This is a genomic window from Chloroflexota bacterium (assembly GCA_020161265.1).
Classification (GTDB): Bacteria; Chloroflexota; Chloroflexia; order Chloroflexales; family Herpetosiphonaceae; genus Herpetosiphon.
On sequence record JAIUOC010000007.1, the window covers coordinates 92352 to 118659 of the forward strand.

Sequence of the window (26308 nt, forward strand, 5' to 3'; positions counted from 1 at the left end):
TTTTTCGATGGAACATCAACGCCCAAATCCAGATCAGCTGCTCGAACGGATTCAGAGTGCCAACCAACAAGCCCAACGCGGGCGTTTGAAGGTGTTTTTTGGGGCGGCAGCAGGTGTTGGCAAAACCTATGCCATGTTGCAGGCCGCCCAACAACGCCGCGCCGAGGGCGTAGATGTACTGGTTGGCTATATCGAAACTCATGGCCGCGCCGAAACTGATGCCCTGTTGGTGGGCTTACCTCAACTGCCAGCCTTGCAGGTTGAATATCGTGGCACAAGCTTACGCGAATTTGACCTTGATGCTGCGCTGGAACGTAAACCAAGCCTGATTTTGGTTGATGAATTGGCGCATAGCAATGCACCCAATTTGCGCCATGCCAAACGTTGGCAAGACATTAACGAGTTGCTGCATGCAGGCATTGATGTCTATACCACGGTCAATGTGCAACATCTCGAAAGCCTCAACGATCTGGTAGCCCAAGTCACTGGGGTGATCGTGCGCGAAACCGTGCCCGATGCCGTGCTGGAATCTGCCGATGAAGTGGAATTGATCGATTTACCACCCGATGAGTTGCTTGGGCGTTTGAATGAGGGCAAGATTTATATCGCCAGCCAAGCAGCGCAAGCGGCTCGCAATTTCTTTCGTAAAGGCAATTTGATTGCTCTACGCGAATTGGCGCTACGCCGTACTGCCGATCGGGTTGATGCCCAAATGCAGCGCTATCGCCATGATCACGCGATTCCCACAACCTGGCCCACCCGCGAACGCTTGTTGGTAGGGGTTGGCCCAAGCCCACTTTCTGAGCGCTTGGTTCGCGCAACCCGCCGCATGGCCAATGATCTCAAGGCTGAATGGCTGGTGGTGTATGTTGAAACACCCAAACACCTACGGCTCAGTGAGGCCGATCGCGATCGCGTGACCGCAACCTTGCGCCTCGCCGAAAGTTTGGGCGCACAAATCGTCACGCTTGGCGGCATCAATCCAGGTGAAGAGATGCTGCGCTACGCTCGCCAACGCAATGTTTCGAAAATTGTGGTGGGCAAGCCAGCTCAGCCACGTTGGCGCGAGCTGCTCTTTGGCTCGATTGTTGATCAACTGATTCGCCAGAGTGGTGAAATTGATGTGTATGTGATCAGCGGCGAGCATGACGATACCCATAAACCCAAAGCCAAACCAAGCCTACAAACCCATTCGCCAAAAATAAATTATGTCAAATCGAGCGGCGTGGTGTTAGCTTGCACAATGGTTTGTTATGGCATCTTTCCGCATCTCGAATTATCGAATTTGATTATGTTGTATTTGTTGGGGGTAACGTGGGTGGCGGCGCGTTACGGGCGTGGGCCTGCGATCAGCGCCTCGATTTTAAGCGTAGCAGCCTTTGATTTCTTTTTCGTCCAGCCCTATTTGACCTTCGCCGTCTCTGATGTGCAATATATTTTGACTTTTATTGTGATGTTAATTGTGGCTTTGACGATCAGCACCTTGACCGTGCAAATTCAAGCACAAGCCGAAACTGCTCGCCAACGCGAACGCCGCACCGCCGCGCTGTATGCCATGACCCGCGAATTTGCTAGCATTCGCGGCTTGGATAATTTGCTGCAAACTGCCGCCCAACATATTAGTAGCGTGTTTGAAGGCCAAACCGCAATTTTATTGCCCAACCCTAAGGGTCAACTGCGGGCCATTGTCGGTCAACAATGGCCTTTCATCAGCGATCAACGCGAACTCATTACTGCGCAATGGGTCTATGATCATCAGCAAAAAGCTGGAATGCACAGCGACACCTTGCCCAGTGCCCAAGCTATGTATCTGCCGCTGATTGCGACGCGTGGAGTTGTAGGGGTATTGGCATTGCAGCCCGAACAACCACGCCGTTTGCTTGATCCTAGCCATGTCCATTTGCTCGAAACCTTTGCCAACCAAACGACCGTGGCGATCGAACGCGCTCACTTGGCCGAAGAAGCGCAAGCTGCCAGCGTGCAAATTGAAACTGAGCGTATGCGGAACTCGCTGCTTAGCTCCGTTTCCCACGATTTACGCACACCCTTGGCGGCCATTAGCGGCGCTGCCAGCACCTTGCTTGATCAAACCAATCAGCTTGATCAACACATCCAGCACGAATTAATTCAAACCATCGCCGATGAAGGCCAGCGACTCAATCGGTTATTAAGCAATTTGTTGGATATGACGCGCTTAGAGGCTGGCGCAGTTCAAGTGCATAAAGAATGGCAAGCGCTCGAAGAAGTGTTGGGCACTGCCTTGGCACGCTTAGCCCCGCAAATCGACCAACGTTCAATCAGCATCGAGCTACCAAACCAAGCGTTTGTGCCTTTCGATAGCATTTTGATCGAGCAAGTATTGGTTAATTTGCTAGAAAATAGCCTCAAATATAGCCCCAGCAGCAGCCCAATTGAAATTCGGGCGGTTGAACGGGTTGGTTTAATCGAAGTGCAGATTGCCGATCATGGGCCAGGGATTCCCCCAAGTGCGCTTGAAACAATCTTCGAGAAGTTTTTTCGGGTGCAGGCCAAACGTTCAGTCAGCAGCGGGGTTGGGTTGGGCTTGACGATTTGCCGTGGAATTATCGAGGCCCATGGTGGTACAATTTGGGCCGAAAATCGCCCAGATGGCGGCGCAATCTTTGCCTTCACCTTGCCAATCGAAGGCCAACCACCGCAAATTCGAGGAGAATAACGCTTATGTCAAATGAAATTAACGTTTTGGTGATTGAAGATGAAGCGCCCATTCGGCGTTTTTTGCGAGCTTCGCTGCCAAGCCATGGCTATCACTTGATCGAGGCTGAAAATGGCGAAGATGGCTTATTGCAAGCCGCCATGCAACGACCAGCAATCATCATTCTCGATTTGGGCTTGCCCGACCTTGATGGATTGCAGGTCACGCAACGGCTGCGCGAATGGACGAATACGCCGATTATTGTGCTTTCGGCGCGTGGCCGCGAGGACGATAAAATTGCGGCGCTTGATGCGGGGGCTGATGATTATTTGACCAAGCCCTTTGGCATGGGCGAACTATTGGCCCGTTTGCGGGTAGCCTTGCGCCATTTACACCAACATGGCGGCGAAAAAGGCGAGCCAGTATTTCAAGTTGGTGCATTACGCGTCGATTTGGTACGGCGGCAGGTATTTGTCGCCGATCAAGAGGTGCATCTCACGCCCAACGAATACAATTTGCTGACAACCTTGGTGCAGCATGCAGGCAAAGTTATGACCCATCGCCAGCTTTTACGCGAAGTTTGGGGGCCAGCCTACACCGAGGAAAACCACTATTTGCGGGTGTATATGGGCCAACTGCGTCACAAACTTGAGGTTGATCCCGCTCGACCACGCTATTTGCTGACTGAGCCAGGCGTAGGCTATCGTTTGGCAATCGAATAATTTTTGATCCACGAAGTTATTTTAGCCACGAATTACACGAATGGTTATTATTTTAGCCCCAGATACGCACAGATGTTCAGGATTATATTACTATTCCCAACGGGCCTCCCTCCATTTCCGCAGCCCATACTGACCCCTGACCTCTAGCCCCTCCTTTTTGCCTTCTGCCTTCTGCCTTCTGCCTTTTGCCTTTTGCCTTTATCTTGATACTTTCTTGATCTCCTTTTGATCGATTTTGATGCCTACTTGAGGTCTTTTCTGGTTGAATAGATCTGTTCAAGTTTGATTGAGGTTTGTCATGGATCTATGGTTTCTTGGGCTGTTTGTGGTTGTGACGCTCCTAACCTGGGGCTTGCTACGCATGTGTGCTGCGTTGGGAGGCAATCGATGAGTACGTTATATCTGATCGCAGCAATCGTAACGCTGGGCTTAGTAATCTATCTGTTCTGGGCCTTGATGCAGCCTGAGGTGTTTTAAATGATTAGCAATAGTGTGATCCAAATTGGGATCTTTTTGGCGGTGCTGATGGCCTGTGTTGTGCCACTAGGCCGCTATATGGCCAAAGTTTATGGCGAAAATCCACCACTTCAGCGTTTTTTCGGCCCAATTGAGCGGTTGATCTATCGCTTGTTGGGTATCGACGCAAAGAGCGAAATGCATTGGAAGCATTATGCCCTAGCCTTGTTAGGCTTCAATGCGCTGGGTATGCTGTTGCTCTATGGGTTGCAACGGATGCAGGCATGGCTCCCGCTCAATCCGCAACAATTACCAGCGGTAAGCGCCGATTCGGCCTTTAATACAGCCGCCAGTTTTGTCAGCAACACCAATTGGCAAGGCTACGCTGGCGAAACCACCATGAGCTATCTGAGCCAAATGTTAGGCCTGACGGTGCAGAATTTCGTTTCGGCTGCAACAGGTATGGCCGTACTGATTGGCTTGATTCGTGGCATCGCTCGCCGCTCCACCAGCACGATTGGCAATTTCTGGGTCGATCTGACGCGCTCAACTATTTATATTTTGTTGCCATTAGCCTTGGTGTTATCAGTTACCTTGGTTTCGCAAGGGGTTGTCCAAACCTTCAATGCTTCGCAAACAATTGAGTTAATTCAGCCAATCGTCAATGCTGATGGCACAACGCTCAACCAACAAACGATTGCGCTAGGCCCAGCCGCTTCGCAAATTGCGATCAAGCAGCTTGGCACGAATGGCGGGGGCTTTTTCAATGTCAATTCGGCCCATCCCTTGGAAAATCCAACGCCGTTGAGCAACTTTTTAGAATTACTGAGCATTCTGCTAATTCCAGCAGCATTGTGTTACACCTTTGGCCTGATGGTCGGCGACAAACGTCAAGGCTGGGCGATTCTGGCCACGATGACAATTATTTTGCTAGGCTTTACGGCCTTAGCTGTAAGCGCAGAACAAGCAGGCAATCCGCTCTACCAAAAGTTAGGTGTTGATGATCAAGCCTCGGCATTACAGGCTGGCGGCAACATGGAAGGCAAAGAAACCCGCTTTGGCATCGTCAACTCGGCTTTGTGGGCTACCGTAACCACTGCCGCCTCCAATGGCTCAGTCAATTCGATGCACGATTCGTATACGCCGCTTGGCGGTTTGGCTCCAATGGTGCTGATGCAACTGGGTGAGGTGGTTTTTGGCGGCGTTGGCTCAGGCCTGTATGGCATGCTGATTTTTGCAATCATCGCGGTGTTTGTGGCAGGCTTGATGGTTGGCCGCACGCCAGAATATTTGGGCAAGAAAATCGAAGCCTTTGAAATGAAAATGGCAGCGCTGATTATCTTGATTCCGTGTGTGATGACCTTGTTGATCACGGCAATTGCGGTGAGCAGCGAATCGGGCCGCGCCACGGTGTTCAATAGCGGAGCACATGGCTTTAGCGAGGTGCTCTATGCCGCCACTTCAGCCGCCAACAACAACGGTAGCGCCTTCGCTGGATTGGGCGCAAACACCCCGTTTTATAACACATGGCTTGGGATTGCGATGTTGGTTTCGCGCTTTTGGCTGATTGTGCCAACCTTGGCGATTGCTGGCTCGTTGGCTGGTAAAAAGCTGATTCCACAAAGCGCCGGAACCCTGCCGACTCATACGCCGTTGTTTGTAAGCTTGTTGATTGGCGTGGTGTTAATTGTCGGTGCGCTCACATTTATTCCAGCGCTGGCGCTTGGCCCAATTGTCGAACATTTATTGCTGAGTTTATAAGGCGAGAACGATGAATCATTCACTACCCAAAAACCGCTCATTATTTGATCGAGCGATTGTTGTGCCAGCGCTCAAAGCGGCTTTGCTCAAACTAAATCCACGCTTACAAGTGCGCAACCCAGTGATGTTTGTGGTCTTTATCGGCGCAATTTTTACCACAGGCTTATGGATTCAGGCTGTATTGGGCAGCGGCGAAACGTCAGCCAATTTTAGCTTGGCAATCGCTGGTTGGCTCTGGCTCACCTTGTTATTTGCCAATTTTGCCGAAGCTATGGCCGAAGGTCGGGGCAAAGCTCAAGCCGACACCCTACGCCAATCACGCCGCGATGTGCAGGCGGTTAAATTAAGTGGCCCACAGCACAGCAGCAGCCAAACAATTGTCACTGCTAGTGCCTTGCGCAAAGGCGATTACATTCTAGTTAGCGCTGGCGAAACAATCGCGGGCGATGGCGATGTGATTGAAGGCGTGGCGGCAGTCGATGAAAGTGCAATCACTGGAGAAAGTGCTCCGGTGATTCGCGAAAGTGGCGGTGATCGCTCGGCAGTTACTGGTGGCACGCGGGTGCTCTCCGATTGGTTGATTGTGCAAATTAGTGCCAATCCAGGCGAAACCTTTCTCGACCGCATGATTGCCATGGTCGAAGGAGCCAAACGCCAAAAAACGCCAAATGAAATCGCCTTGAACATTTTATTGACGGCCTTGACGATCATCTTTTTGATGGCAACCGCAACGCTGCTACCATTTTCGATCTATAGCGTTGAGGCCGTCAAGGCGCTCGACCCAAGCAGCCAAGCCTTGCCAATTACGGTCACCGCTCTAGTTGCCCTGCTGGTCTGCTTGATTCCAACCACAATTGGCGGTTTGCTCTCAGCAATCGGCATCGCAGGCATGGATCGCATGATTCAAGCCAATGTGATCGCAATGTCGGGGAGAGCGGTTGAGGCGGCAGGCGATGTTGATGTGTTGTTGTTGGATAAAACCGGCACGATCACCTTGGGCAATCGCCAAGCAACCAACTTTATGCCAGCTGCTGGCGTAGATATCAACGAATTTGCTGATGCTGCTCAATTGGCTTCGCTGGCCGACGAAACGCCTGAAGGTCGTTCGATTGTGTTGCTGGCTAACCAACGCTACAACATTGCCGAACGCCAAGCCAACCAGCTTGAGGCCGAATTTGTGGCCTTCACTGCCCAAACCCGCATGAGTGGCATCAATATCGCTGGTCGCCAAATTCGCAAAGGTGCAGTTGATGCGATTGAACGTTATGTGCAAACCCAACAAGGCAATTTACCAAGCGATGTGCGAGCCAATGTTGAAACAATTGCCCGCGCTGGTGGCACGCCCTTGGTAGTTGCCGATGGCAAACGGGTTTTGGGCGTAATTCAACTCAAGGATATTGTTAAAGGTGGCATGAAAGAGCGCTTCGGCGAACTACGGCGCATGGGCATCAAAACCGTCATGATCACTGGTGATAATCCTTTGACCGCTGCGGCGATTGCTGCCGAAGCGGGAGTTGACGATTTCTTAGCCGAGGCCACGCCCGAAGCCAAACTAAGCTTAATTCGCGAATATCAAGCTGGCGGGCGCTTGGTAGCGATGACTGGCGACGGCACCAACGATGCACCCGCCTTGGCGCAAGCCGATGTCGCCGTGGCGATGAATACCGGCACGAACGCCGCCAAAGAAGCGGGCAATATGGTCGATCTCGATTCCAACCCAACTAAGTTGATCGAAGTGGTTGAGATTGGCAAGCAACTATTGATGACCCGTGGTGCATTGACAACATTTTCAATCGCCAACGATATTGCTAAATATTTTGCGATTATTCCGGCGGCCTTTGCCAGCACCTACCCAGTGCTGAACCAACTCAACATTATGGGTTTAGCATCGCCTGAAAGCGCGATTATCTCAGCGGTGATTTTCAATGCCTTGATTATTGTCTTTCTGATTCCCTTGGCTTTGCGCGGGGTGCGCTATCGGGCGGTCGCTGCTGCTCAGGCCTTGCGCAGCAATCTGCTGATTTACGGGCTTGGCGGCTTGATTGTGCCCTTCATCGGAATCAAACTGATTGATTTATTGTTGGTGGCATTGGGTTTAGCCTAGGAGCACATAATGAAACGCCGCACAACCACTTGGGTTTGGCTCGATGCAATCTGTGCTGGAATGATTTTAACGATTGGCGAAATTGAAATTCAACATTTGAGCCACGCCTTAACTACATTTTTATCAATCGTCGTGCTGATCATTGGCTATGCTGCGCTTGGCATGTGGGTTTGGCATCAAACTGCGACCAATCACGCCCAAGGCCATTTGCAATACATTCGGCGCGACCAACAAGCAACGACCTATCGATGGATTAGTGACGAGGAAGATCAATAATGCGTACATTTTTTCGCCCAGCCTTGGCTGCAATCATTATATTCAGTGTTTTGACTGGAGTTATTTATCCAGCGTTAGTTACCGTGATTGCCCAAGTGGCTTTTCCGAACCAAGCCAACGGCAGCCTAATTGAGCAAGCAGGCCAGCAACGTGGCTCAAGCTTAATCGGCCAACAATTTGATCAGCCGGAATATTTTTGGGGTCGGCTTTCGGCAACTGGCCCAGTACCCTACAATGCAGCGGCCTCAAGCGGCTCGAATTATGGCCCGCTCAACCCCGCCTTAGCCGAAGCAGTTCAAGCGCGAATTGATGCGCTCAAGGCTGCCGATCCCAGCAATCAGTTGCCGATTCCGGTTGATTTGGTCACCGCCTCGGCCAGCGGGCTTGATCCCGAAATTTCGCCAGCTGCGGCAAATTACCAAGTGCAACGGGTCGCCGCAGCACGCGGCCTGGCGGTCGAGCAAGTCCAACAATTGGTTGAGCAGCATACAAGCCAGCGCACGTTAGGGGTTTTAGGCGAGCCACGGGTAAATGTGCTGCAATTAAATATCGCACTTGATCAACTTAAATCGCTTGATTAGCGGTAATAGCGGCAGGCGAGGGGAGTTCAATGTTTATGAGGCGATGGTCCCCCTCGCCTCGCTCTGCGGGAGCGGGGCAAGGAGGGCATGCTGCTCATCGATTATTTAGCGTTGCAGCGAATCAAGCAAGCCCTCAATCCGTTGTTGCACCTTTGGCTCACGGGTGCTGGCCAAGGCTTGGGTTAATTTTTGAATCGCTTCAGGAATTTGGCCAACCTCGATATAGGCCGAGCCTTGAGCTTCAAGCAATACCGCTCGTTCTTCAGGGTTGGCTTGATGTTGCTCAATCGCAATATCAATTAATGCAATCGATTCGCTCTCAAACTGGGCAATTCGTACCCATTCAGCCTCACTACATACATTGGCTTTACAACGGGCAAGCTCGGTTAATGCCCAATTATGATAAGCCAGCGCCTGAAGTCGCGCATCATATTGGCGGCTATTGACAATCGCTGTATATTGCTGACTGGCTTCTTCCCAATCGCTGTTTTGACTCGCCAAAACAGCTTCTTCTAAAACCATGGGCCGTTCGAACATCGCGGTGGTTTGAGCTGCCTCACGTAAACGATCATCAGCTGCCGCCGCTTCGTTACCCTGCACGGTATAGGCATAGGAGCGGGCATGATAGAACTCGCGCCAAACCGTTTCGCGCACAATCAGCATTGCTGCTAGCAATAAACCAAACCCTACAATTGTCACCCCAGCTCGCCAGCTTCGATCCTTGCCACGCCGCACACCTAGTTGATAAATGCCTTCGCTAAAAACATAGACCCCAGCAATAAACAGCGACACACTGAAAATTGGCACGCGCACAATTGAGCCATCGGTGATGATAAACAGCACCATCACAATCAGCCCGATAATCGCCGCCAAAGTTGGCAAACGCTCATCCAAGGCAAATTCATTATCAAGCCGCAATGGGCGAATCACCGTCCAGAAAATCGTTGGGCCAATCAGCAAAATGCCGCTAAATGCCAATAATTGGAGTGCTGAATAGAACGTCGCTGGCAAAAACTCAGCAATATTGGGAATCCAGCCATTGACGCTCGTGATCAGCAGAATTAGCAACAGCGTGCCAACCCCAATCACCGAACCCCAAACACTGCGTAGCAAGCTAATATCAGCGCTCAAATAGCGAATTGTTGCGCCTGCTTCACTTGCCCGCTTATCAATCAGGTACAGCAAGGTATTGTACCAACCAGTAATGCCATCAATCCGCAGCAAGGGCTGCATCGTTGAGCGCACAAAACTACGTGAAAACACCATCAACGGGCGTTTCCAAACCCGCCGATCAGCAGTGATGATTTCGGTCACGTCCTTCCATTTGATGCGATGCGATTCTTGGCCATATTGATCTTGATGAATCAGCTCATTGGGGGTGATAATATGCACAATTGGCTGATTATTGCGCAACTGATTCATCGGCATGCGCCACAGCACAATCAAGCCCAGTACACTATAACCAATTCCCGTCAACACCAACATTGTCAATGGGGCGATAATCAGCCGATACCAAGGAAAAACATAAACATCAGGCGCTGGCAAAACCAAATTGCTGCTCGATTGAATGATCGTTTGGGCTTGAAGTGTTGGTGCAACGATCGCCGCAAACACCAAAATCAACGGAATTAGCAGGGTTTGTCCAACTTGCAAATAGGGCAACAAGAAGCGCGGAAAGCGTGCGACAAAGCGTTGGGTTGGTTCATCGCGCAGAATTTCGCCAATTTCGCTGGGGTAGCTTAGTTCCGAGCGTCGCCAACTGCGTAATTCATATAAAATTCGTTCGCGGCTGAGCACCGAGCCAATGCCACGTGCACGGCTCAAGCCTTCTTTATAGGCATTTAAGGCTGCTTCGGCCTGGCCCGATTCTTGTAAGGCGCGGCCTAGCGTAGTCAAAGCTCGTGATTCCCAACGCCCATCATCAACCGCGCGAAACACGGTCAAGGCTTGATTCACAACTTCAATTGCTTGCGCATAATCTTGTTTGGCAATTAATGCACGGGCAAAGGTTACCTGAACCCGAGCTTTGCGATAAGGTTCCTCGCAGCTAGGTCGTGCCAGGCTTTGCTGAGCCAAGGCAATTGCTTCATCAACGCTGCCAAACAACACATCAATATCGATCAAACGCATCTCGCAGCGAATCATATTGACTTGATCATTTTGCTGGCTAAAAATCTTGTATGCTGCCATGGTTTGGTCACGCGAGGCGCGGAAAATTCGCGCTAGCAGCCAATTTTGGTAGCGCAGCAAAATCACGGGCTTCGGCACAGCCGCACCTAAACGCCGCAAAATGCTCACCAAAATAAACATCGGAATGATCGCAATTGATTGGAATAGTTTAGACAAGGCTCGTGCAATTGGATATTTCTGAATTTGCGGTTGATGCCAGCCACCTGAGCTAATTGCAATTTCATTGTAGGCATCGGCAATTCCAAGATGTGCTTCGGCCTGCTGCGCTGGCTCGATTTTGGGAGTTGCCAAGGCTTTTTGATACGACAAGATCGAAGCCGACCATTTGCCCGCCTCAACTTGCACATCGCCAAGGCTGATTGCCACCAAAACCTGCAACTCAGAATCAAGATCATCGCGCTTGAGCAAAATTTCAAAGCAACTAATCGCCTCGTCAAGCCGCACCATGGCAAAATTCATCTTGCCGCGATAATACAGCAGCCAATCGCGCACCAACGGAGCGAGAATATTGCTTTGTTCTTCGGCCGCCAACAAAATTGCCTCGGCCTCGGCCATGCGATGGGCATTAAAAGCACCCTCGAACAAATTGCGAAACCGCAGCAAGGCTCGTTCAACCCGCGCCGCGACCACTGCCTGAGTCAAGAGCCACGGATTATTATCATCTTGTTTTTGATGCTTAACGCTGGTTGTTGAAGCCAATAGCAAATCGTAGGTAACAATTTCACGCAGCCATGTCGCACGATTATCAGCCATAGTCGAACCCATGCGCCGCTCGAAATAGCGATACAAACGCTGCTGAATGGGGTGCAAATCATCGGGGCGCAGCCGCCAATCTTCCAGCAAATATTGGCGTACATCGTCGATATAGGCATAACGGCCATCACCAACTTGGCGCACAAAACTATATTCGATCACTTGCTGGAGAATTTTGGCATTATTGCCATCGTCGCGTTCGCGCAGCACCGCCAAAATTTCTTCATCAAACCAGCGCGGAATCGCACAACGGCGCATCACCTCGGCCTGACCAGGCTTCATGCTTTCAAGAATTTGGGTGATCGAGAGTTGCAAGGCATTGCTGACAGTTGGCATAATCGGCGTGCCACAGCGCGGACAAAATAAGGTAGTAGGGCGCAAGACAGTTTCGCATGTAGGACATTGATGCGTTTCAGAGCCAGTCATCATCGCCTCCACTATCTTGTGAGCGTAGGATATTATCAGCCAACATCGCGAGCAGTTGGGGTTGTCCGGTGCTCCCTTGAAAGAGCGCTTTAATGACATTTGGATCGTCGTTAAGGCCGCGCCGCTGAACCAAATATTCCTTAACATACGGTTCAGAAAAGAGATCCAGCCCAGTTCGCGCGATCATCCGATCCCATTGATTATCGAGTTTGGGCACCGAACGCCCAGCAATCACCACCACCACATTCTGAATCAAGCCATCGCGCACTCGCGGCAAAAGGTGGCCCATGAGCCATGCTTCAGCTTCGACCGTGACTTTATCATAGGTATCAAAGAAAAAACAGAGTGGGCCTTGAGCCGCCAAAGCGGTTAAACATTCAAAAAATGCCAAGGTCAATCGATCCTGCAAGGCCTGGCGCACAACCGCATTATCAGCATTAATCACAAACGAATTATCTTTGATCACGTTACCAGCAACTACCTCGCCAACATTCACATTCGAGCCAGAGAAGGTATTGCCCTGGCCCAAGAGATTGTTGATGGCATTGGTATTGGCCGTGCCGGTTTCAATCCGCACGGTTGGCTGGGTTACTTCATTGAGTGCTTGGGTAAATTGATTAAATGCCGCTGGCCCCAAACCATCGCGGGCGCGGCGCAACATCGCCAAATAATCATAAACAACACTATCGGCAAAATCAATTTCAGTATTCGGAATGCCCCGCCGTTGACATTCAGCCCGCATAAATTCGACAGTCCACGATTTACCCAACCCACCACCAGCCTCAATCATCATGATGCGTTTGGGCGTTTCGCCTTGCACCATCTTCACAAAGCCAGCAGTTTGTTTTTCGCGGTTTACAAATAGTTTGTCGATACTCTGCATAGGCGTTGCTCAACACTCCATTCAAGCCTGCGCCTGCCTCAACCGACGCAGGCTTGAAACACCCCTAGATTACATTGCGCTCAGCGTGTAGTTCGCCAGCAGCAAAGCGTTCGATTCGCAACTCGTCAATCTCGATTGAGTGAGCGCGGCCATCAAGAATTTCTTCGGCAATCAGCAAACCAGTCGCGGGCGCATGCATCACGCCATGGCCGCTAAATCCGGCGGCATTCAGCCAATTAGGGCAATTGGGCATCCGGCCTAAAATGGGTAGGTGGTCGGGCGTAATTTCATACGAGCCAGCCCACGATTGGCGCTCGGAAAGCCCCGCCCGCTCCAAAATTGGAAAACGATTCAGCATGGCTTCCAAGACCGTATCCAGCCAATCCCAATCGACCGTGGTATCGTGTGATGATGGCTCGTTGAGATTGCTCAAGCCCATCAGCACCGTCTCTTGCTCTTTGCGAATGTAGGCTCCCGTACCAACATCAATTGTTAGCGGAATATCCTTGGGCAAGGCCGGAAATGGATCGGAAACATAGATGCAGCGGCGATACGGCTTGATCGGAATCTCAAAGCCAGCGGTTTTGCCAACCTCACCAGCATAGGGGCCAGCAGCATTGACCACATATTTGCAATGAATTGTGCCTTGCGGTGTTTGCACCCCAACCACCTGATCATCGGCAAATTCAAAGCCCAGCGCCGGAGCATCGCGTAAAACCTTCACGCCCAACTCACGGGCTTTGTTCAAATAGCCCATTGCAATGCCATGCGGGTCAACAAAGCCATCTTCGGCACAATAGGTTGCGCCAACGATATCGCTAATATTTAATTCGGGAATATAGCCAGCAGCTTGTTCTGGCGTAAGCACCTGCACTGGTACATTTAAGCTACGTTGCAATTCGAGCACCGCTTGGTAGGCTTGCCAGGTGGCGGAATCATTAAACAAAAAGAGATAGCCATGTTGATGTAATTCGGCATGGCCGCCAATTTCTTCGGTAAAATGTTTGTAGCGTTCGATGCTATATTGGGAAAGTAAGATATTGGTGCGTGATGAGAACTGATGGCGAACCCCAGCCGCAGAACGAGCAGTCGAGCCAGTAACCTCAACTGCCTCTTTTTCTAACACCACTACCTCGGTACAGCCCCGCGCAGCAAGATGGTAGGCAACAGAAGCCCCAATGATGCCTGCCCCAATAACGACAACCTGTGCTTGGTGAACCATTCCGAACGATCTCCTTTGATGTGCAATGATGTTTGCACTATTGTACCAAAGGATGCTCTGGCGTGGCGGCTGATTTTAGCCCAAAATGGCTGTACTATTGGCCCTCTTTGGGCGCAGGTTGGGCATAACGAAATTCAGGTTGGTTGCTGACTCGCGGCATGGTAATCACGTTGGTTGGCTCAATCGTAATATCAACCCCATCAATTTCGTTCCAAATCCGCAACAGACCACCAACCCGATTCAATGCGCCCATCAAGGTTTCTTTATCGCCAATTGCTTGAATTGTGTAGGGTGCGTGTTGGATTTGGCCGTCAAGATACAATTCAGCATTGTCATCTTCTTCGATGCGAGTTCGCGCCACAATCCGCCGCCCGTTGATCGCAATTGCTTCGCCGCTGGCATTGCGCACTTCATTGGTCAGGGCAATCACATCGGCAGCTCGCAGGGGATAATTAATGGTAATTGTGACCCCGCCGCCTTGGACTTGCACCGCGCCAGTATGCAATTTATAACGATTCAAATCGTTGGCCAATTGATCAAGCGTGCTGGTGCCATTCGATTGAGTGCGGCGATAATCTTCATTTTGCTGGCGCAAGGCAATAATTTCGCGTTCAGTAGCCGCATTACGATCGATCAAGCTAATCATTAATTCGGCACGTTGCTCAGGCGAAAGCTTAACCACATCGTTGGCAATATTTTCATAGGTGCGCAGTTGGGTCACTACCGCAAAGCCAATCAACATACACATCAAGGTCAACAAGCTTTGGCGCAAAATCCCTCGTCGAATGCGAAAGCGGCTCATGGCGCAACCTCCAGATGGCGATTGGCCAAGGGGCCAGTGTAGGCCGGCACTTGCACTTGAGCTTTTTGCTTAACATCGACACCGATGCCAAATTCGCGCTGGCGATTCCATAAATCGCTGAGCAAGGGCGAATTACTGGCGGCATTAGCTAGGGTGTTGGGGTCGCCGATTGCGCGAATCGTAAACGGCGGAGCCATCAACTCTTGGTTGATCAAAATCGTTGAGCCAACACAATAGATCGAGGTTTGATCGGTGATGCGCTGATCGTTGATCGAAATTGCCTCAGCGCCGTTGCTCCACAGCACACCAACCAAGGTCACAAGCTGTTGCTGATGGATGATATAGCGATTCACGTCGGCAACTTCATCGGGCAACGAATTGGCATTGCTATCGTTGAGGGTCACAACCACGCCCGGCCCGCGCATCGCCACCAAGGCCGCCAATTGTTGCTGCTGATCGATTTGAGTGCGAATTTCTTCAAAATTGCTTTGGCTGGAGGTTGATTGTTGTTGCAACTCAGCTTGTTCATCGCGTAAACGGCTGAGTTCAGCATTTAATTCTTGCTGATGCTCACGCAGCGTACCGATGCGATCGACGCTTAGACTAGCTGAGCTATTGCGCGAACTACTACTACTCGAAAGTGCCACTTGGGGTCGTACCGACATGAGCATGCCGACAAACAACCCACCAAAGAGCAAAGCGAACAGCGACAAAATGGCACGATGCTGAGGTAATAGTTGACGCATAGGTGCTCCCGCAGACTATGGCTCGACGCGGATGGTAAATTCACGCGTATTATTGCTAGTCAGAGTTTCTTGGCTTAGTGGTTCAGCCCGCACAATCAGGCTATAAACATCAGCGTTGGCTGGTATCGCTCCCTCAGGCTCGATCCGCACAACCAAGATTTGGCCTGGAGCCAATTCGGTCACGCTTCTACTACCACTGAGCATAAGTATATCATCACTACTGCGGCGCAAACGCGCATTAAGCTTAATATTGTAGGCGGTTAGCAGGCCACGATTCTCCAAAGCCACTAAAACCGCATATTTATCGCTAATTGGCAAGCGCGAACCTTGCAATGCCGGGTCGAAATCGACGCTGACCACCGCAACATCATAATCATCACTAGCGACTGATTCTGGCGGGGCGGGCTTGGGTTCGACGGCAATTTGGCCACAACCAACCAATAAAAACAGACACCACGTGAATAATTTAAGCCGTTGCATAAAAACCTCCAAAGGCATGGCAGATCATAATTGATCAGCAAGCAGGGCATTAATCAAGCTTGATGATCGTGCCAGGGCCATTTAATTGTCCTGATAACGCAGATTGCAACTGTTGAGGACCACAAATCCAAATTTCAAGCTGCGGCGCTTGTTGGACTAATTGCCACATTGCTTCAACTTTATTGCGCATGCCTCCGGTGACATCAACGCCATGCGAGCCACCGAGCCGAGCAATAATGGTAGCGTAGTTTGTCCGATTAATCAAAGGAATTGGGTGAGCATCGGCGTGTTGGCGGGGGTCGGCATCATAGACGGCCTGTTCGCCAAGTAGGATGATTTGGGTTGGCTGGAGTGGGCCAACCAAGGCACTAAAAATCCGTTCGGTCGAGGCGATCGTACAACCTTGGGCGGCATCAAGCAAGACATCGCCATAAATCACCGGAATCGTTCCAGCAGCCAACAAGGTCGCGAGCGTTTGACTACCAATTTGTTGAATCTCGCCAGCATGAGCCAGGCTTGAGGCCATCGGTTGAATGCCAATCGCGGGTAAATCGGCATCCAAACAAGCGCCAACCACCGCGCGATTGAGCCGTGCCATGGCATCGGCAACCCGTGCCACGCCCCACCAGCTTTGTTCGTTGATAATGCCTTGGGCAGTTTGATAGCGTTCAGCCCAATAATGGCCAAACGAGCCACCGCCATGGCCCAGCAAGATCGGCTGGTTAGGATACGCTTGTCGCCAAGCCGATAAATCGGTCACAACCTGCTTGAGCGTTTGATCGACCAAACGTTCGGCGGTGGTTTTATCGGTCAACATCGAGCCGCCAAGTTTGATAAAAATAGGCTTATTCATCGCGAATGATCAAACGCTCCACAACATGGCGACGCAAGGTTCCCTGTTCATCAAACTCTTGCCACTCACGTTGGCGCAAAAAGACCCGTTGCGCGGCAGCAGGTTTAGTTGCCAAGCTGGTGGTTGGTGCTGCGGCAGGTTTTTGGCGCTTGCTCAACAAATTCGAGCCAAGATCGACGGCCAACGCTGCCAAGCCAAGTGCCACCGACTTCGCCACGGGACTGCGCAAAATCGGCGATTGGCGCAGGCGCGTCGTCAAGCTGGTTGAAGCCTTGGTTGCGAGGCTAGTCGTCGTGGTTGGTTGGGCAAGGTCGGCCCCACACCCAGCACAATGAGTTTGGTCGAGGCTATTGCCAGTTTGGCACTGCCAACATGGTCGTTCAAGCATAAGCCACCTCCTTCACAGGTGGTACTATTGTACTAGAAATCTGGCAACACAATGTTGGGGCTAGATGAGAGTCAAGTATCAAGCCACAAACCTGAAGCTGAGGCTTATTTTTAGGATGCCGATCCGTTTGCCACAGGCTTGGGATGGCCTTCAGCATCAAAATGGGCTTTGGTGCGTTGCTCAACGGTCGCTCGCGGCAGCATCACTTTATGTTCACAGGTCAGGCAGCGCAAGCCGATATCGGCTCCTAAGCGTGTGACCCGCCAACGATAGCCGCCACACGGATGCGGCTTGCGCAATTGCACAATATCATCAAGCGCTAAATCTAAGCGTGCCACAGCTTACCTCGCTTGCTGTTGGGCAAAAGCCGCTAGGGCAGCCGCAAGATCAACGGTTGCTACGCCTTCAGCAAGCACTTGGACTTGCCATTGCTCGCCTGCCCGCGCCATCCATTCGCGCTCACCATCAAGGGCAATCGCGCCGCTGCGTAACGCAATTCGCTCGCCAGCAGCTAAATAGTTGGATTCCGCCAAGGCTACGGGTGTGATCAGGCCTGGGGCGATTGGCACGTTGATCGTGCGCCCAGCGCCCAATAATACATGGACTGCTTGGGCATCAGCAGGCACAACACCACAATGGCCGCCAATCGCCGAAAGCCCAACCGTGCCTGGAGTTAAACGGGTAGTAACAACCTGTTGCACCTTGCTAATTTCCCAGACTGCTCGCCCACCTAGGCTATCGGCAACGCTGGCTACATCAACCAACGCGAGATCAAGCAATTCTTGGTTACGATAAATTTCGAGCAAGGCATGGCGTGTCACTGCCTCAGGCGCGAAACAGGCTACGCTTCCTGCCGCCAAGCCTGCCAAAGTTGGCTCGATCGTTTGGGGAAAGGCGTTGTTAGTTCCGGTTGATAAGGCTAAAATCGGAATTGAGCGCGAGCCTTTGACCGCAGCCCGAGCCGTGCCATCGCCACCAAGCGTCATCAAACAGCTAACGCCATGCTGTTCGGCCAAACGCGCAGCCAAGGTTGTATCATCAGCGTGATCGTGCCATTCGCCCTCGAATGGCAACAAGCGAAACGGCAATTGTTGGCGCTCGGCAGCGTTGCGCACAATTCCAGCATGATCAGGCAAATACCAAACTTCTTGCACAGGCGTGGCCGCCAAGCCTTGTAACCCCCGCCGCACAATACTAGTTTTTTCGTTATTCGAGACACTCGAGGCATGGCTGACCACCCGTCGAATATCTTTACTTGAAGCTGGATTGGCAATAATTGCAACACGGGTCATAAATAGCAACCAATCTCCAAAATTGATCTACGAAGGGGTCAGAGTTGAAATCGTAACGATTCTAGGTATCTACCCCTAGCCCTTGATCCATGATTCCCTTATCCTCCTAACTCTGAACCCTAGTCCTTAATCCCTAACCCCGCTTCTACATTTCGTGGTTCTCTACACCTCTAGCCCCTAGCCCCTAATCCCTGACCTCTGACCCCTCGTTTACTTTTGCAACTTGCGTAACAAGGCAGGAATATTAGGATAAAAGCCAACGCCCAACAATGGCGGCGCAACTGGGCTACCCTCAGCATTCCAGTAGCGTTGGCGCAGATCATGGCCATTTGGCAGACGCAGGCTATAGGGAACGCCCAAGACTTTGCCTTCCCCAACCCGCAACCCGCGTGGCTGCGAAAATTCTTTGAAAATCGCGCCAAGCAACAAACTAATTCCCGAGAGAATGATCGTTCGACGAAGCCATGGTTTCATCACAAACTCCTCATACGATTATGGATACAAATATGGCGAGCTAGGCATTTCGATTGAGACTAAAGTGCCAGCAATTTGGGGCACAATCGAGCCATTAATTTCGGCTGGCACAAAGGTTCCTTCAACTCGCACCCATTGATCATTGCTAAAATCTGCGCCATTGGTCGCTTTCACTCGCAACGACAGGGCCGTGCCATCGGCGGTGCAGCAGGTCACGACGTAGCGCCCAACCAGCACTTCATCGGCAGGCAAATCGGGCGTGCGATAGACAAAGCCTTCAAAAGCTGCCTGCTTATTGCGCAATACTTCGAGATCACTCTGACGCACTGCGGTCGTCCATTCGAGCAATGTCCAGCTTTTGCTATCATCGGATAAGTTGGTTTTCCAGCGTGCTAGCAAATTATCGCTCGAATTGGCATTCAAGGCCTTGCCCGAAACCAAATTTGCCCCCAGCGGGCGGGCAGGCACAAGCAACGCAAAGGCCACTGGAATGGTCAATAATGCCAACATGCGTTTGGGAATAGCTGGCGCTTTGGTCAAGGCCATGCCAACTGCCGCCAACAATAGCACGACCGCCGTGGCAACTAATAAGCCAGTATAACGTGGGTGAATATACAAATTCAAGCGGTTGGTTTGCCACTTGTAGATAATCATGGCTCCCAGCCCGAACATTACTCCAACCGAGAGCCAGCGCTCAAGCACCTGACGTTGCATCATTCACCTCAGATCAAAACAACATAGCTGATCAAGCCAGCAATAATCGCAAATAAAGCCGCCAGCACAACCATCGCCAACACCGCTGAGCGACGGAAGGTGGTGGTCAGCATCAAGGTGCTTTTAATATCAATCATCGGGCCAAAGACCAAAAAGGCCATAACCGCACCAGGATGGAACAAGCCAAGGAACGATAAGGCTAAAAAGGCATCAACCGTGGAACAAACTGAAAGCAGCACTGCCACCAACATCAAGACCACAATCCCCAACAATGGAGCAAAAAAGCCGATACCGCTATCATTCAGGGTGAGCAAGGCCGATTGGGGGATGAAGGTTTGCATGGTCGCTGCCAGCAACGAACCCATCACCAAATATTGGGCCATTTCAAAAAATTCAACGCTGCCATGGGCAATCAAGCCGGCCAAACGCCCCTTGGGTTGTTCATGGGAATGGTCGCAAGCACCATGGTCATGGTCGCAATGGCTATGATCATGCTCAACATCGGGAGTTAGGGCAAGCGGGGTTAAAATTGCTTCGCGTTTAATTCCAGCCCCAATAATCAAGCCTATGGTTAAGGCGATGATAATTGTAAAACCAACCCGCGCCAAGGCCCAACGCACATCGCCAAAGGCAATCGAAGTTGAAATCAGCACAATCGGGTTGACCACAGGAGCAGCTAAGGCAAAGGCGATCCCCATTGAGGCTGGTGCGCCTTTACGCAGCAAACGCCGACTGGTTGGAATCGCCCCACACTCGCAGACTGGAAACAATAAGCCCAAGAGTGAGCCAAAAATTGAAGCTCCAAAGGCATTTTGCGGCACGAAGCTGGCCAAATGCTGCGGCTTGACAAACTCGCCAATTAAGACCGAAACAATCACCCCAGCACTCAAAAAGGGCAAGGCTTCGATAAAAATCCCTTGAAAGGTGGTGACTAAGCCTTGAAGTTTGTTGGTTAATGGGGCTAAATTGCTTGGTACGAGCCAGCCACTGGCCAGCCACAGCCCTAAAATGCCAATCAACGGCGCGAAAAACAGTAGCCATTTGCGTTGGGTTTTGGGTTGAACATCGACACTGACAACAGCCATGGGGACACCTCGTTGGTTCGACTGCTGCCATGATACCCGAAAACGTTGTACATGAAAACAGCTCGCTTGATCCACGAGGCACACGAAACCACGAAGGGCACGAAGATCGCTAAGTTTAGTTAATATGGTTTTTGGAATTAAAGCCATTCCAAGCATCCAACCAACCCAACCTTCGTGCCCTTCGTGGATCATCTATTCAAGCCAAATCAGATAGATCGGCGTTGCCCCAACCAGCCCTGCCGAAACATCCACAAAAGTGATCGTCAGGGTATGGCCGCTGGCCGCGCTAATAACTGCCCATGGAATCTCAACAAGCTCACCATTACTCGCAAGATCGTAGGTATGTTGAAAAATTACGTTAGCCCCATCGCGAATGATAATTCGATCATCGACCAAGGTTGGTTGCAACGAGCTAGGGCTAGCCGAAAGATAAATATGGCCACCAGCCGGAATCGTGGCAGGCAACGTTGCCGTGAAGCTGGCAAATACTTCGCCCTGTTGCGTCACCACCCGAATGGGAATAGCCGTCGAATTGATCGTAAGCAACGCCAAGAGAGTCATCCGCTGAACCAACGGGCTATATGAACGATAGGTTGTATCAATGATTAAGGCCGCACCTGAATCAGCAGCAAGTTCATCGACACTCGGCGTAGCACTATTTTGGATGCCACTGCGAGCACTATCTTCAAGCGGAATCCCAATAACTAACATATCGCCTGAAACTCCGACCCCACGCCCAAAATAATCGCCGGTCGAAACCTGCGAAGCCTTGAGATAGCTTTGTTGGCTCCAGGTTGTAGCATTCCGCGCATAAACATAGGCGGCTCCGGCTTGGATGGCGTTTGCATCAGCGGTGGGTACTGCACTATTTTGCACCCCAGCAATGCCACTATCTTCTTCAGGCGCACCAACCACAATCGTATTAGCATCAATCGCCACACTCATGCCAAAGCGATCACCATCTGTGACATTCGATGCTTTGAGGTAGGCTTGTTGGCTCCATGCTCCTGCGTTCTGGGTATAAACAAAGGCAGCTCCAGCGAACGATGCAAGCTCATCAACGATTGGGCTAGCGCCATGCTGCACGCCCGAGATGCTTGAATCTTCGTAGGGAGCGCCAACCACAATCGTATTGCCAGCGATCGCCAGATGAAAGCCAAACTGATCGCCAGGCGTAACCTGTGAGGCCTTAACAAAGACTTGCGGACTCCAGGTTGAGCCACTGCGGGTAAATACAAAGACTGCCCCTGCTGCCAGAGCCGCCTCATTGACCAAGGCTATAGCGCTATTTTGCACTCCCGTATGGCTACTATCCTCACCTGGTGCACCAACGATCACCGTATCGCCAGCTACTGCAACACTCCACCCAAACACATCATCATTATCGATTTGGGCGGCTTTAAGGTAGGCTTGTTGACTCCAAGTTGAGCCAGTGCGCACAAACACATAGGCCGCACCTGCAGCGGTAGCCGCTTCATTGACGGTCGGCGTAGCACTATTTTGCACGCCAACGATATTGCTATCCTCGCCATAAGCTCCAACCACAATCGTGTTTGAAGCCAAACCCACGCTCCAGCCAAACCAATCACCAGCCGTAACTTGTGAGGCTTTGAAGTACGCTTGTTGGCTCCAAGTGGAGCCAGTGCGCACAAATATATAGGCTGCGCCAGCCCCACCAAGATCATTATTGACGGTCGGTGTCGCACTATTTTGCACGCCAACCGTACTGCTGCTCTCTCTCGGTGAGCCAACCACAATCGTATCGCCAGCGATCGCCACGCTCCAACCAAATTGATCATTGGCGGTTACCTCAGAGGCTTTGAGGTAAGCCTGTTGCTGCCAGCCAGCACTCCCGCGCACAAACACATAGGCGGCACCTGCTTGTGCAGCCAAAGCATTGATGGTCGGCGTAGCACTATTTTGCACGCCCGCTAAACTGCTTGACTCGGCTGGAACGCCAACCACCACCGTATCGCCGGAGATTGCCACACTCGCGCCAAAGCTATCGCCAGCCGAAACTTGGGCGGCCTTCAAATATGCTGCTTGAAATTTGGAGCCAGTGATCGCCGTGGTTGGTGCAAGCAGGCCTTGAATTGCCGCCCAATCGGCTGAAGTTAAGCGCTCCGTTCCCTCGGCACGTGGAGCTTGGGCGGCGATTCGCGGCAATCCAAGGCCAAAACTGATGCTGATCAACAATAATCCAAGCAGCATGCGGGTATAGATGATTGGTTTTGGTGTGCTCATAAATGATTCCTTTAATCATGGAGCCAGCTAACTCGCGCCAGTCTAACTCGCGCCCGTAATCGGATCGTAAACACGATTACGGGCTGATTGCAGGGTTCAATTACGCTAATAGATGAGCTTGCCCAAGCTGGGTGCGCAACGTTGCGGCCTCTGATCGGGCGGTGATTGACCCAGCCTGATCGCCCAGTACCCGCAGAATCTGGCTAAGGGTAGTCAGGGCATAGGCTTTGGTCGGCAAATCATGAATTGCAGTGGTATGCTGAATGGCTTGAATTGCAATTTGATAGGCAGTTTGGTAATCTGCTTGTTCGTGCCACGCCGCCGCCAGATTACTCAAGCTAATGCCCTCACCCCAACGATCGCCAATCCGTTGGCGAATGCTTAATGCCTTTTGATAATAATCGATTGCACGAACTGAATCACCCTGAGCATGCACCACAGCTCCCAGATTATTCAGGGTCAAAGCCTCACCCCAACCATCCTCAATCGCTTGACAAGGCGTCAACACCGCCGCCAATTGCTCCCAAGCAGGTTGATGATCACCCTTAGCAAGCGCAATTAAGGCCAAGGTATTTTGGGCCAAATTAATACTCCGTTGATCGTGAAGCAACCGATAAAACGCCAACGCCTGCTCGTGGTAGCGCAACGCCACGGAATAATTGCCTTGGAGATAGGCCAAAAAGCCCAAACTACGCAGCGCATGGGCATAGACCTGCTTCAACGGCAACGGTTTGGCAATCGCGATCGAGCGCTGAAGGCTTTGTTCGGCGGCAGCAAACAACCCATAATTACGTTGGGCGATGCCAATTTGCAACAAACAGGCGGCTATCTGCTGTGGAATATCAAGCGTCTGAGCTAAATCCAAGGCCTGTTGCCCAACCTGCTCAGCAGTCCGATAATCCGCTGCTGCATTGAAATGGCTGGCGAGCGCAATCGTCAAGCGCATCAGCAGGCGTTGTTGCTGGAGGCTGGTTGGTTGACGTTGAATCTGGGTGATGCTGGTTTGCAGCACGCGAATCGCCTCGTGATACAAGCCTAAAAGATCATAGAGTTGCGATAAACCTGCCAGACTTGCATGCACCAAATGGGTTGCGCTATGTTCAACCGCCCAAAGCCAAGCCTGACGAATATTATCAAGATCGTCGCGTAACAGCCGAACGCTCGCTTGTGGTTGCGAGCCACTGAGCGCCGAAGTATGCCGCCGAAGCATGGCCAAGTAGTAAATACTATGGCGTTTTGCAGTCGTTACAGCGGTAGTCGGCATCCGTTGCAATTGTTCATGGGCATAGCGTTGAATCAAACGATGGATCATCGCGCGGCCTGTATGCTGGGTTAGCCAACTTTTATCGATCAGCTCGCGAATGGTCAGCCGCGAAACTGCGCAAATACTGCGCATCGCCGTGAGCGACCAACTGCCCCGAAACAAACTAGCCTGACTGAGCACGCGCTGTTCGTGGCGCGAAAGCAAGCGCCACGAGCCATCAAATACTGCTCGCATGCTGCGATGACGGTCAGGCAAATCACGCACGCTGGTTTGCAGAAAATCCATATCCTGCTCAATCGCCGTGGCGATTTCATCCAACCCAAGATAGTGCACCCAACGAGCGGCCAGTTCAATTGCCAATGGATTACCATCAAGCATGCGACAAATTCGATCGATCCATTCCAAGCTGGCAGCATCGACCAAGGTTTGACTGGTAGCGTTGGTTCCATGTGCCAGAAATAATTGGGCACTGGCTGCGAATGTTTGATCAGCATGTGCCAACGCCAAGCCATGCAGTTGCACCCGCTGCTCAGCTTGAATATTGAGTGGTTCGCGTGAAGTTACCAGCACCACCACATGCGGGCAAGCATCCAGAATTGCTTGTACATGCAGCGCCTCGTGCACCAAATGCTCAAGATTATCCAACACCAATAAGACCGAGCGCTGACCAAGGTAATGCAGCAAGGCTGCTTGGGGCGTGTGCAATTGTTGCGATAAGCCCAGCGTCGTCGCGATGGTTGCGCTGATCCGATGGTGATCGGAAGCGAGCGCTTCGCCAGCACTACCCGCAAAACTCACAAACCATACAGCATCGAAGGCCGCTTGGGCAGCATGAGCATAGGCCAAGGCTAGCGTCGTTTTGCCGATGCCCCCCAAGCCGAGCAATGTCACCAAACGTTGCTGTTTTTGCTCAATCAAGCTGTGCAAGAGCGCTAATTCATGAGTTCGGCCAATCAATGGTTTGCTTCGTTCAGGCAAGGTTTTTAGGGTTGGATTAGGCTGAGGCAGAGCGGTCGAAGTTGTGATTAAACGCTGATAAAGCGCTTGGGTCTCCGAATCAGGGCCAATCCCCAGCTCGCGCTCAAGCGTTCGTTGGCAGAGCAAATACTGTTCGCGTAGCATACTCTGATGGCCCAACTCGGCAAAACTAATCATTAAGCGCCGATGAGCCTGCTCATGCCAAGGTAAATGCAGCAATTGGGCGGTTGAAAGCCGCTGAACCTCATGAAAATCGCGCATTCGCAGGGCATGCTCGGCTAAAACATCGTAGGCCAGCAGCAGTTGTTGATGTCGCGCCTCGCGCTGACGTTCCAGCCAAGCATCAAAGCCACTACTCGCCTCAATCGCAAAGGGAGTCAACAAATCGCCCTGATACAACCCAACCGCGCTCGTTAATTGTTCAATACAAGCAACGCAAATCACCTCATGCTCATGGTTATGGGTGTGATAGGCAGCGATTGCTTGATCAAACCGCCAGACATCAACCTTCAATTCGGGCCATGCTTGGGCTTGCAGCACAATTCGCGCCCGATCTGCCACCAACAACGGTGCACGCTCAGGCAAGGCCTGATACAACGGATGCAGGCTTTGTTGTAATTGCGAGAAGGTTACGCGCAAATTGGTGCGAGCTTTGCTACTCGAATAATCTTCCCAAAGCAAGCTTGCCAGCTCATCACGCGCCCACTGGCGACGCGGATCAAGCCAGATAATCGCCAAAAGTGCGCGAACTTTATTCGAGCGAAATTGCAGCGGTTGATCGTTGAATGTGGCACGCACAAGGCCAAAAAAGCAAAACTGCATGATCCATGTCCTTCGGTGATTACGGATTGACTACGCTCGGACGCTAAGCTGCATTCTTAAAAAATTTGGGTGCATGCCCTCACCCCGAATTTATTCAAAACCGATTCTTGAACACTGG

Annotated in this window: 22 protein-coding genes; 7 read left to right on the forward strand and 15 right to left on the reverse strand. The window is 51.4% G+C overall.

The features are described from left to right. Nucleotides 1–7: 7 nt before the first annotated feature. The 7 genes from LCH85_16560 (at nt 8) to kdpC (ending at nt 8574) form a co-directional block, all read left to right on the forward strand. Nucleotides 8–2695, forward strand: coding sequence for a sensor histidine kinase KdpD (locus LCH85_16560; GenBank protein MCA0353605.1), 2688 nt, complete (start codon nt 8–10; stop codon nt 2693–2695). A gap of 5 nt (nt 2696–2700) precedes the next feature. After that, nucleotides 2701–3396 (forward strand): response regulator, encoded by a 696-nt coding sequence (locus LCH85_16565; GenBank protein ID MCA0353606.1) that lies wholly within the window; start codon nt 2701–2703, stop codon nt 3394–3396. Between the two features lie 387 nt (nt 3397–3783). Further along, nucleotides 3784–3873 (forward strand): K(+)-transporting ATPase subunit F, encoded by a 90-nt coding sequence (kdpF, locus tag LCH85_16570; protein ID MCA0353607.1) that lies wholly within the window; start codon nt 3784–3786, stop codon nt 3871–3873. Beyond that, the gene (gene kdpA, locus LCH85_16575) at nt 3874–5613 is read left to right on the forward strand and encodes a potassium-transporting ATPase subunit KdpA (GenBank protein ID MCA0353608.1); all 1740 of its coding nucleotides are present in this window, start codon (nt 3874–3876) and stop codon (nt 5611–5613) included. 10 nt (nt 5614–5623) lie between these two features. Beyond that, a complete protein-coding gene (gene kdpB / locus LCH85_16580) occupies nt 5624–7717 on the forward strand; it encodes a potassium-transporting ATPase subunit KdpB (protein ID MCA0353609.1) in 2094 nt (697 codons plus the stop codon). A 9-nt stretch (nt 7718–7726) separates the two neighbouring features. Beyond that, nucleotides 7727–7993: a hypothetical protein gene (locus LCH85_16585; GenBank protein ID MCA0353610.1), complete on the forward strand. Its 267-nt coding sequence runs from the start codon at nt 7727–7729 to the stop codon at nt 7991–7993. Next, on the forward strand, nt 7993–8574 hold the full coding sequence (gene kdpC / locus LCH85_16590) for a potassium-transporting ATPase subunit KdpC (protein ID MCA0353611.1): 582 nt from the start codon (nt 7993–7995) through the stop codon (nt 8572–8574). The genes LCH85_16585 and kdpC overlap by 1 nt, the downstream gene beginning before the upstream one ends. 105 nt (nt 8575–8679) lie before the next feature. Here the strand turns inward: kdpC and LCH85_16595 are convergent, their stop codons facing one another. From LCH85_16595 to LCH85_16665, 15 genes are all read right to left on the reverse strand, one after another. Then, nucleotides 8680–11943: a tetratricopeptide repeat protein gene (locus tag LCH85_16595; GenBank protein ID MCA0353612.1), complete on the reverse strand. Its 3264-nt coding sequence runs from the start codon at nt 11941–11943 to the stop codon at nt 8680–8682. Continuing rightward, nucleotides 11930–12826, reverse strand: coding sequence for a hypothetical protein (locus LCH85_16600; protein MCA0353613.1), 897 nt, complete (start codon nt 12824–12826; stop codon nt 11930–11932). Before LCH85_16600 ends, LCH85_16595 begins: the two co-directional genes overlap by 14 nt. A 64-nt stretch (nt 12827–12890) precedes the next feature. Next, the gene (locus LCH85_16605) at nt 12891–14048 is read right to left on the reverse strand and encodes an FAD-binding oxidoreductase (protein ID MCA0353614.1); all 1158 of its coding nucleotides are present in this window, start codon (nt 14046–14048) and stop codon (nt 12891–12893) included. Between the two features lie 94 nt (nt 14049–14142). After that, on the reverse strand, nt 14143–14850 hold the full coding sequence (locus tag LCH85_16610; protein MCA0353615.1) for a DUF881 domain-containing protein: 708 nt from the start codon (nt 14848–14850) through the stop codon (nt 14143–14145). Then, nucleotides 14847–15596: a DUF881 domain-containing protein gene (locus LCH85_16615; GenBank protein MCA0353616.1), complete on the reverse strand. Its 750-nt coding sequence runs from the start codon at nt 15594–15596 to the stop codon at nt 14847–14849. The genes LCH85_16610 and LCH85_16615 overlap by 4 nt, the downstream gene beginning before the upstream one ends. Nucleotides 15597–15611: 15 nt before the next feature. Next, nucleotides 15612–16076, reverse strand: coding sequence for a hypothetical protein (locus LCH85_16620; protein MCA0353617.1), 465 nt, complete (start codon nt 16074–16076; stop codon nt 15612–15614). A 49-nt stretch (nt 16077–16125) separates the two neighbouring features. Beyond that, nucleotides 16126–16929 (reverse strand): uridylate kinase, encoded by an 804-nt coding sequence (locus LCH85_16625; protein MCA0353618.1) that lies wholly within the window; start codon nt 16927–16929, stop codon nt 16126–16128. Beyond that, entirely contained in the window at nt 16922–17317 is a 396-nt protein-coding gene (locus LCH85_16630) for a hypothetical protein (protein ID MCA0353619.1), read from the reverse strand. Before LCH85_16630 ends, LCH85_16625 begins: the two co-directional genes overlap by 8 nt. A 110-nt stretch (nt 17318–17427) precedes the next feature. Then, complete coding sequence (locus tag LCH85_16635; GenBank protein ID MCA0353620.1) at nt 17428–17655, reverse strand: DUF951 domain-containing protein; 228 nt, start codon at nt 17653–17655, stop codon at nt 17428–17430. A 3-nt stretch (nt 17656–17658) separates the two neighbouring features. Next, nucleotides 17659–18609, reverse strand: coding sequence for an NAD(+)/NADH kinase (locus LCH85_16640; protein MCA0353621.1), 951 nt, complete (start codon nt 18607–18609; stop codon nt 17659–17661). A gap of 210 nt (nt 18610–18819) precedes the next feature. Further along, nucleotides 18820–19083 (reverse strand): hypothetical protein, encoded by a 264-nt coding sequence (locus LCH85_16645; GenBank protein MCA0353622.1) that lies wholly within the window; start codon nt 19081–19083, stop codon nt 18820–18822. A gap of 18 nt (nt 19084–19101) precedes the next feature. Next, nucleotides 19102–19800 (reverse strand): TIGR03943 family protein, encoded by a 699-nt coding sequence (locus tag LCH85_16650; GenBank protein MCA0353623.1) that lies wholly within the window; start codon nt 19798–19800, stop codon nt 19102–19104. A 5-nt stretch (nt 19801–19805) separates the two neighbouring features. Further along, complete coding sequence (locus LCH85_16655; protein MCA0353624.1) at nt 19806–20882, reverse strand: permease; 1077 nt, start codon at nt 20880–20882, stop codon at nt 19806–19808. Nucleotides 20883–21074: 192 nt separating this feature from the next. Further along, nucleotides 21075–23126 carry an FG-GAP repeat protein gene (locus LCH85_16660; protein MCA0353625.1) on the reverse strand — a complete coding sequence of 684 codons (2052 nt, stop codon included), beginning with the start codon at nt 23124–23126 and terminating at the stop codon, nt 21075–21077. Nucleotides 23127–23226: 100 nt separating this feature from the next. After that, nucleotides 23227–26190, reverse strand: a complete 2964-nt coding sequence (locus LCH85_16665) for a tetratricopeptide repeat protein (protein ID MCA0353626.1) — start codon at nt 26188–26190, stop codon at nt 23227–23229. Nucleotides 26191–26308 lie beyond the last annotated feature (118 nt).

Excerpts from the sequence above, each read along its gene's own strand:
- LCH85_16560 (MCA0353605.1), top strand. The coding sequence starts at position 8 with ATGGAACATCAACGCCCAAATCCAGATCAGCTGCTCGAACGGATTCAG.
- LCH85_16565 (MCA0353606.1), top strand. The coding sequence starts at position 2,701 with ATGTCAAATGAAATTAACGTTTTGGTGATTGAAGATGAAGCGCCCATT.
- kdpF (MCA0353607.1), top strand. The coding sequence starts at position 3,784 with ATGAGTACGTTATATCTGATCGCAGCAATCGTAACGCTGGGCTTAGTA.
- kdpA (MCA0353608.1), top strand. The coding sequence starts at position 3,874 with ATGATTAGCAATAGTGTGATCCAAATTGGGATCTTTTTGGCGGTGCTG.
- kdpB (MCA0353609.1), top strand. The coding sequence starts at position 5,624 with ATGAATCATTCACTACCCAAAAACCGCTCATTATTTGATCGAGCGATT.
- LCH85_16585 (MCA0353610.1), top strand. The coding sequence starts at position 7,727 with ATGAAACGCCGCACAACCACTTGGGTTTGGCTCGATGCAATCTGTGCT.
- kdpC (MCA0353611.1), top strand. The coding sequence starts at position 7,993 with ATGCGTACATTTTTTCGCCCAGCCTTGGCTGCAATCATTATATTCAGT.
- LCH85_16595 (MCA0353612.1), bottom strand. The coding sequence starts at position 11,943 with ATGACTGGCTCTGAAACGCATCAATGTCCTACATGCGAAACTGTCTTG.
- LCH85_16600 (MCA0353613.1), bottom strand. The coding sequence starts at position 12,826 with ATGCAGAGTATCGACAAACTATTTGTAAACCGCGAAAAACAAACTGCT.
- LCH85_16605 (MCA0353614.1), bottom strand. The coding sequence starts at position 14,048 with ATGGTTCACCAAGCACAGGTTGTCGTTATTGGGGCAGGCATCATTGGG.
- LCH85_16610 (MCA0353615.1), bottom strand. The coding sequence starts at position 14,850 with ATGAGCCGCTTTCGCATTCGACGAGGGATTTTGCGCCAAAGCTTGTTG.
- LCH85_16615 (MCA0353616.1), bottom strand. The coding sequence starts at position 15,596 with ATGCGTCAACTATTACCTCAGCATCGTGCCATTTTGTCGCTGTTCGCT.
- LCH85_16620 (MCA0353617.1), bottom strand. The coding sequence starts at position 16,076 with ATGCAACGGCTTAAATTATTCACGTGGTGTCTGTTTTTATTGGTTGGT.
- LCH85_16625 (MCA0353618.1), bottom strand. The coding sequence starts at position 16,929 with ATGAATAAGCCTATTTTTATCAAACTTGGCGGCTCGATGTTGACCGAT.
- LCH85_16630 (MCA0353619.1), bottom strand. The coding sequence starts at position 17,317 with ATGCTTGAACGACCATGTTGGCAGTGCCAAACTGGCAATAGCCTCGAC.
- LCH85_16640 (MCA0353621.1), bottom strand. The coding sequence starts at position 18,609 with ATGACCCGTGTTGCAATTATTGCCAATCCAGCTTCAAGTAAAGATATT.
- LCH85_16645 (MCA0353622.1), bottom strand. The coding sequence starts at position 19,083 with ATGAAACCATGGCTTCGTCGAACGATCATTCTCTCGGGAATTAGTTTG.
- LCH85_16650 (MCA0353623.1), bottom strand. The coding sequence starts at position 19,800 with ATGATGCAACGTCAGGTGCTTGAGCGCTGGCTCTCGGTTGGAGTAATG.
- LCH85_16655 (MCA0353624.1), bottom strand. The coding sequence starts at position 20,882 with ATGGCTGTTGTCAGTGTCGATGTTCAACCCAAAACCCAACGCAAATGG.
- LCH85_16660 (MCA0353625.1), bottom strand. The coding sequence starts at position 23,126 with ATGAGCACACCAAAACCAATCATCTATACCCGCATGCTGCTTGGATTA.
- LCH85_16665 (MCA0353626.1), bottom strand. The coding sequence starts at position 26,190 with ATGCAGTTTTGCTTTTTTGGCCTTGTGCGTGCCACATTCAACGATCAA.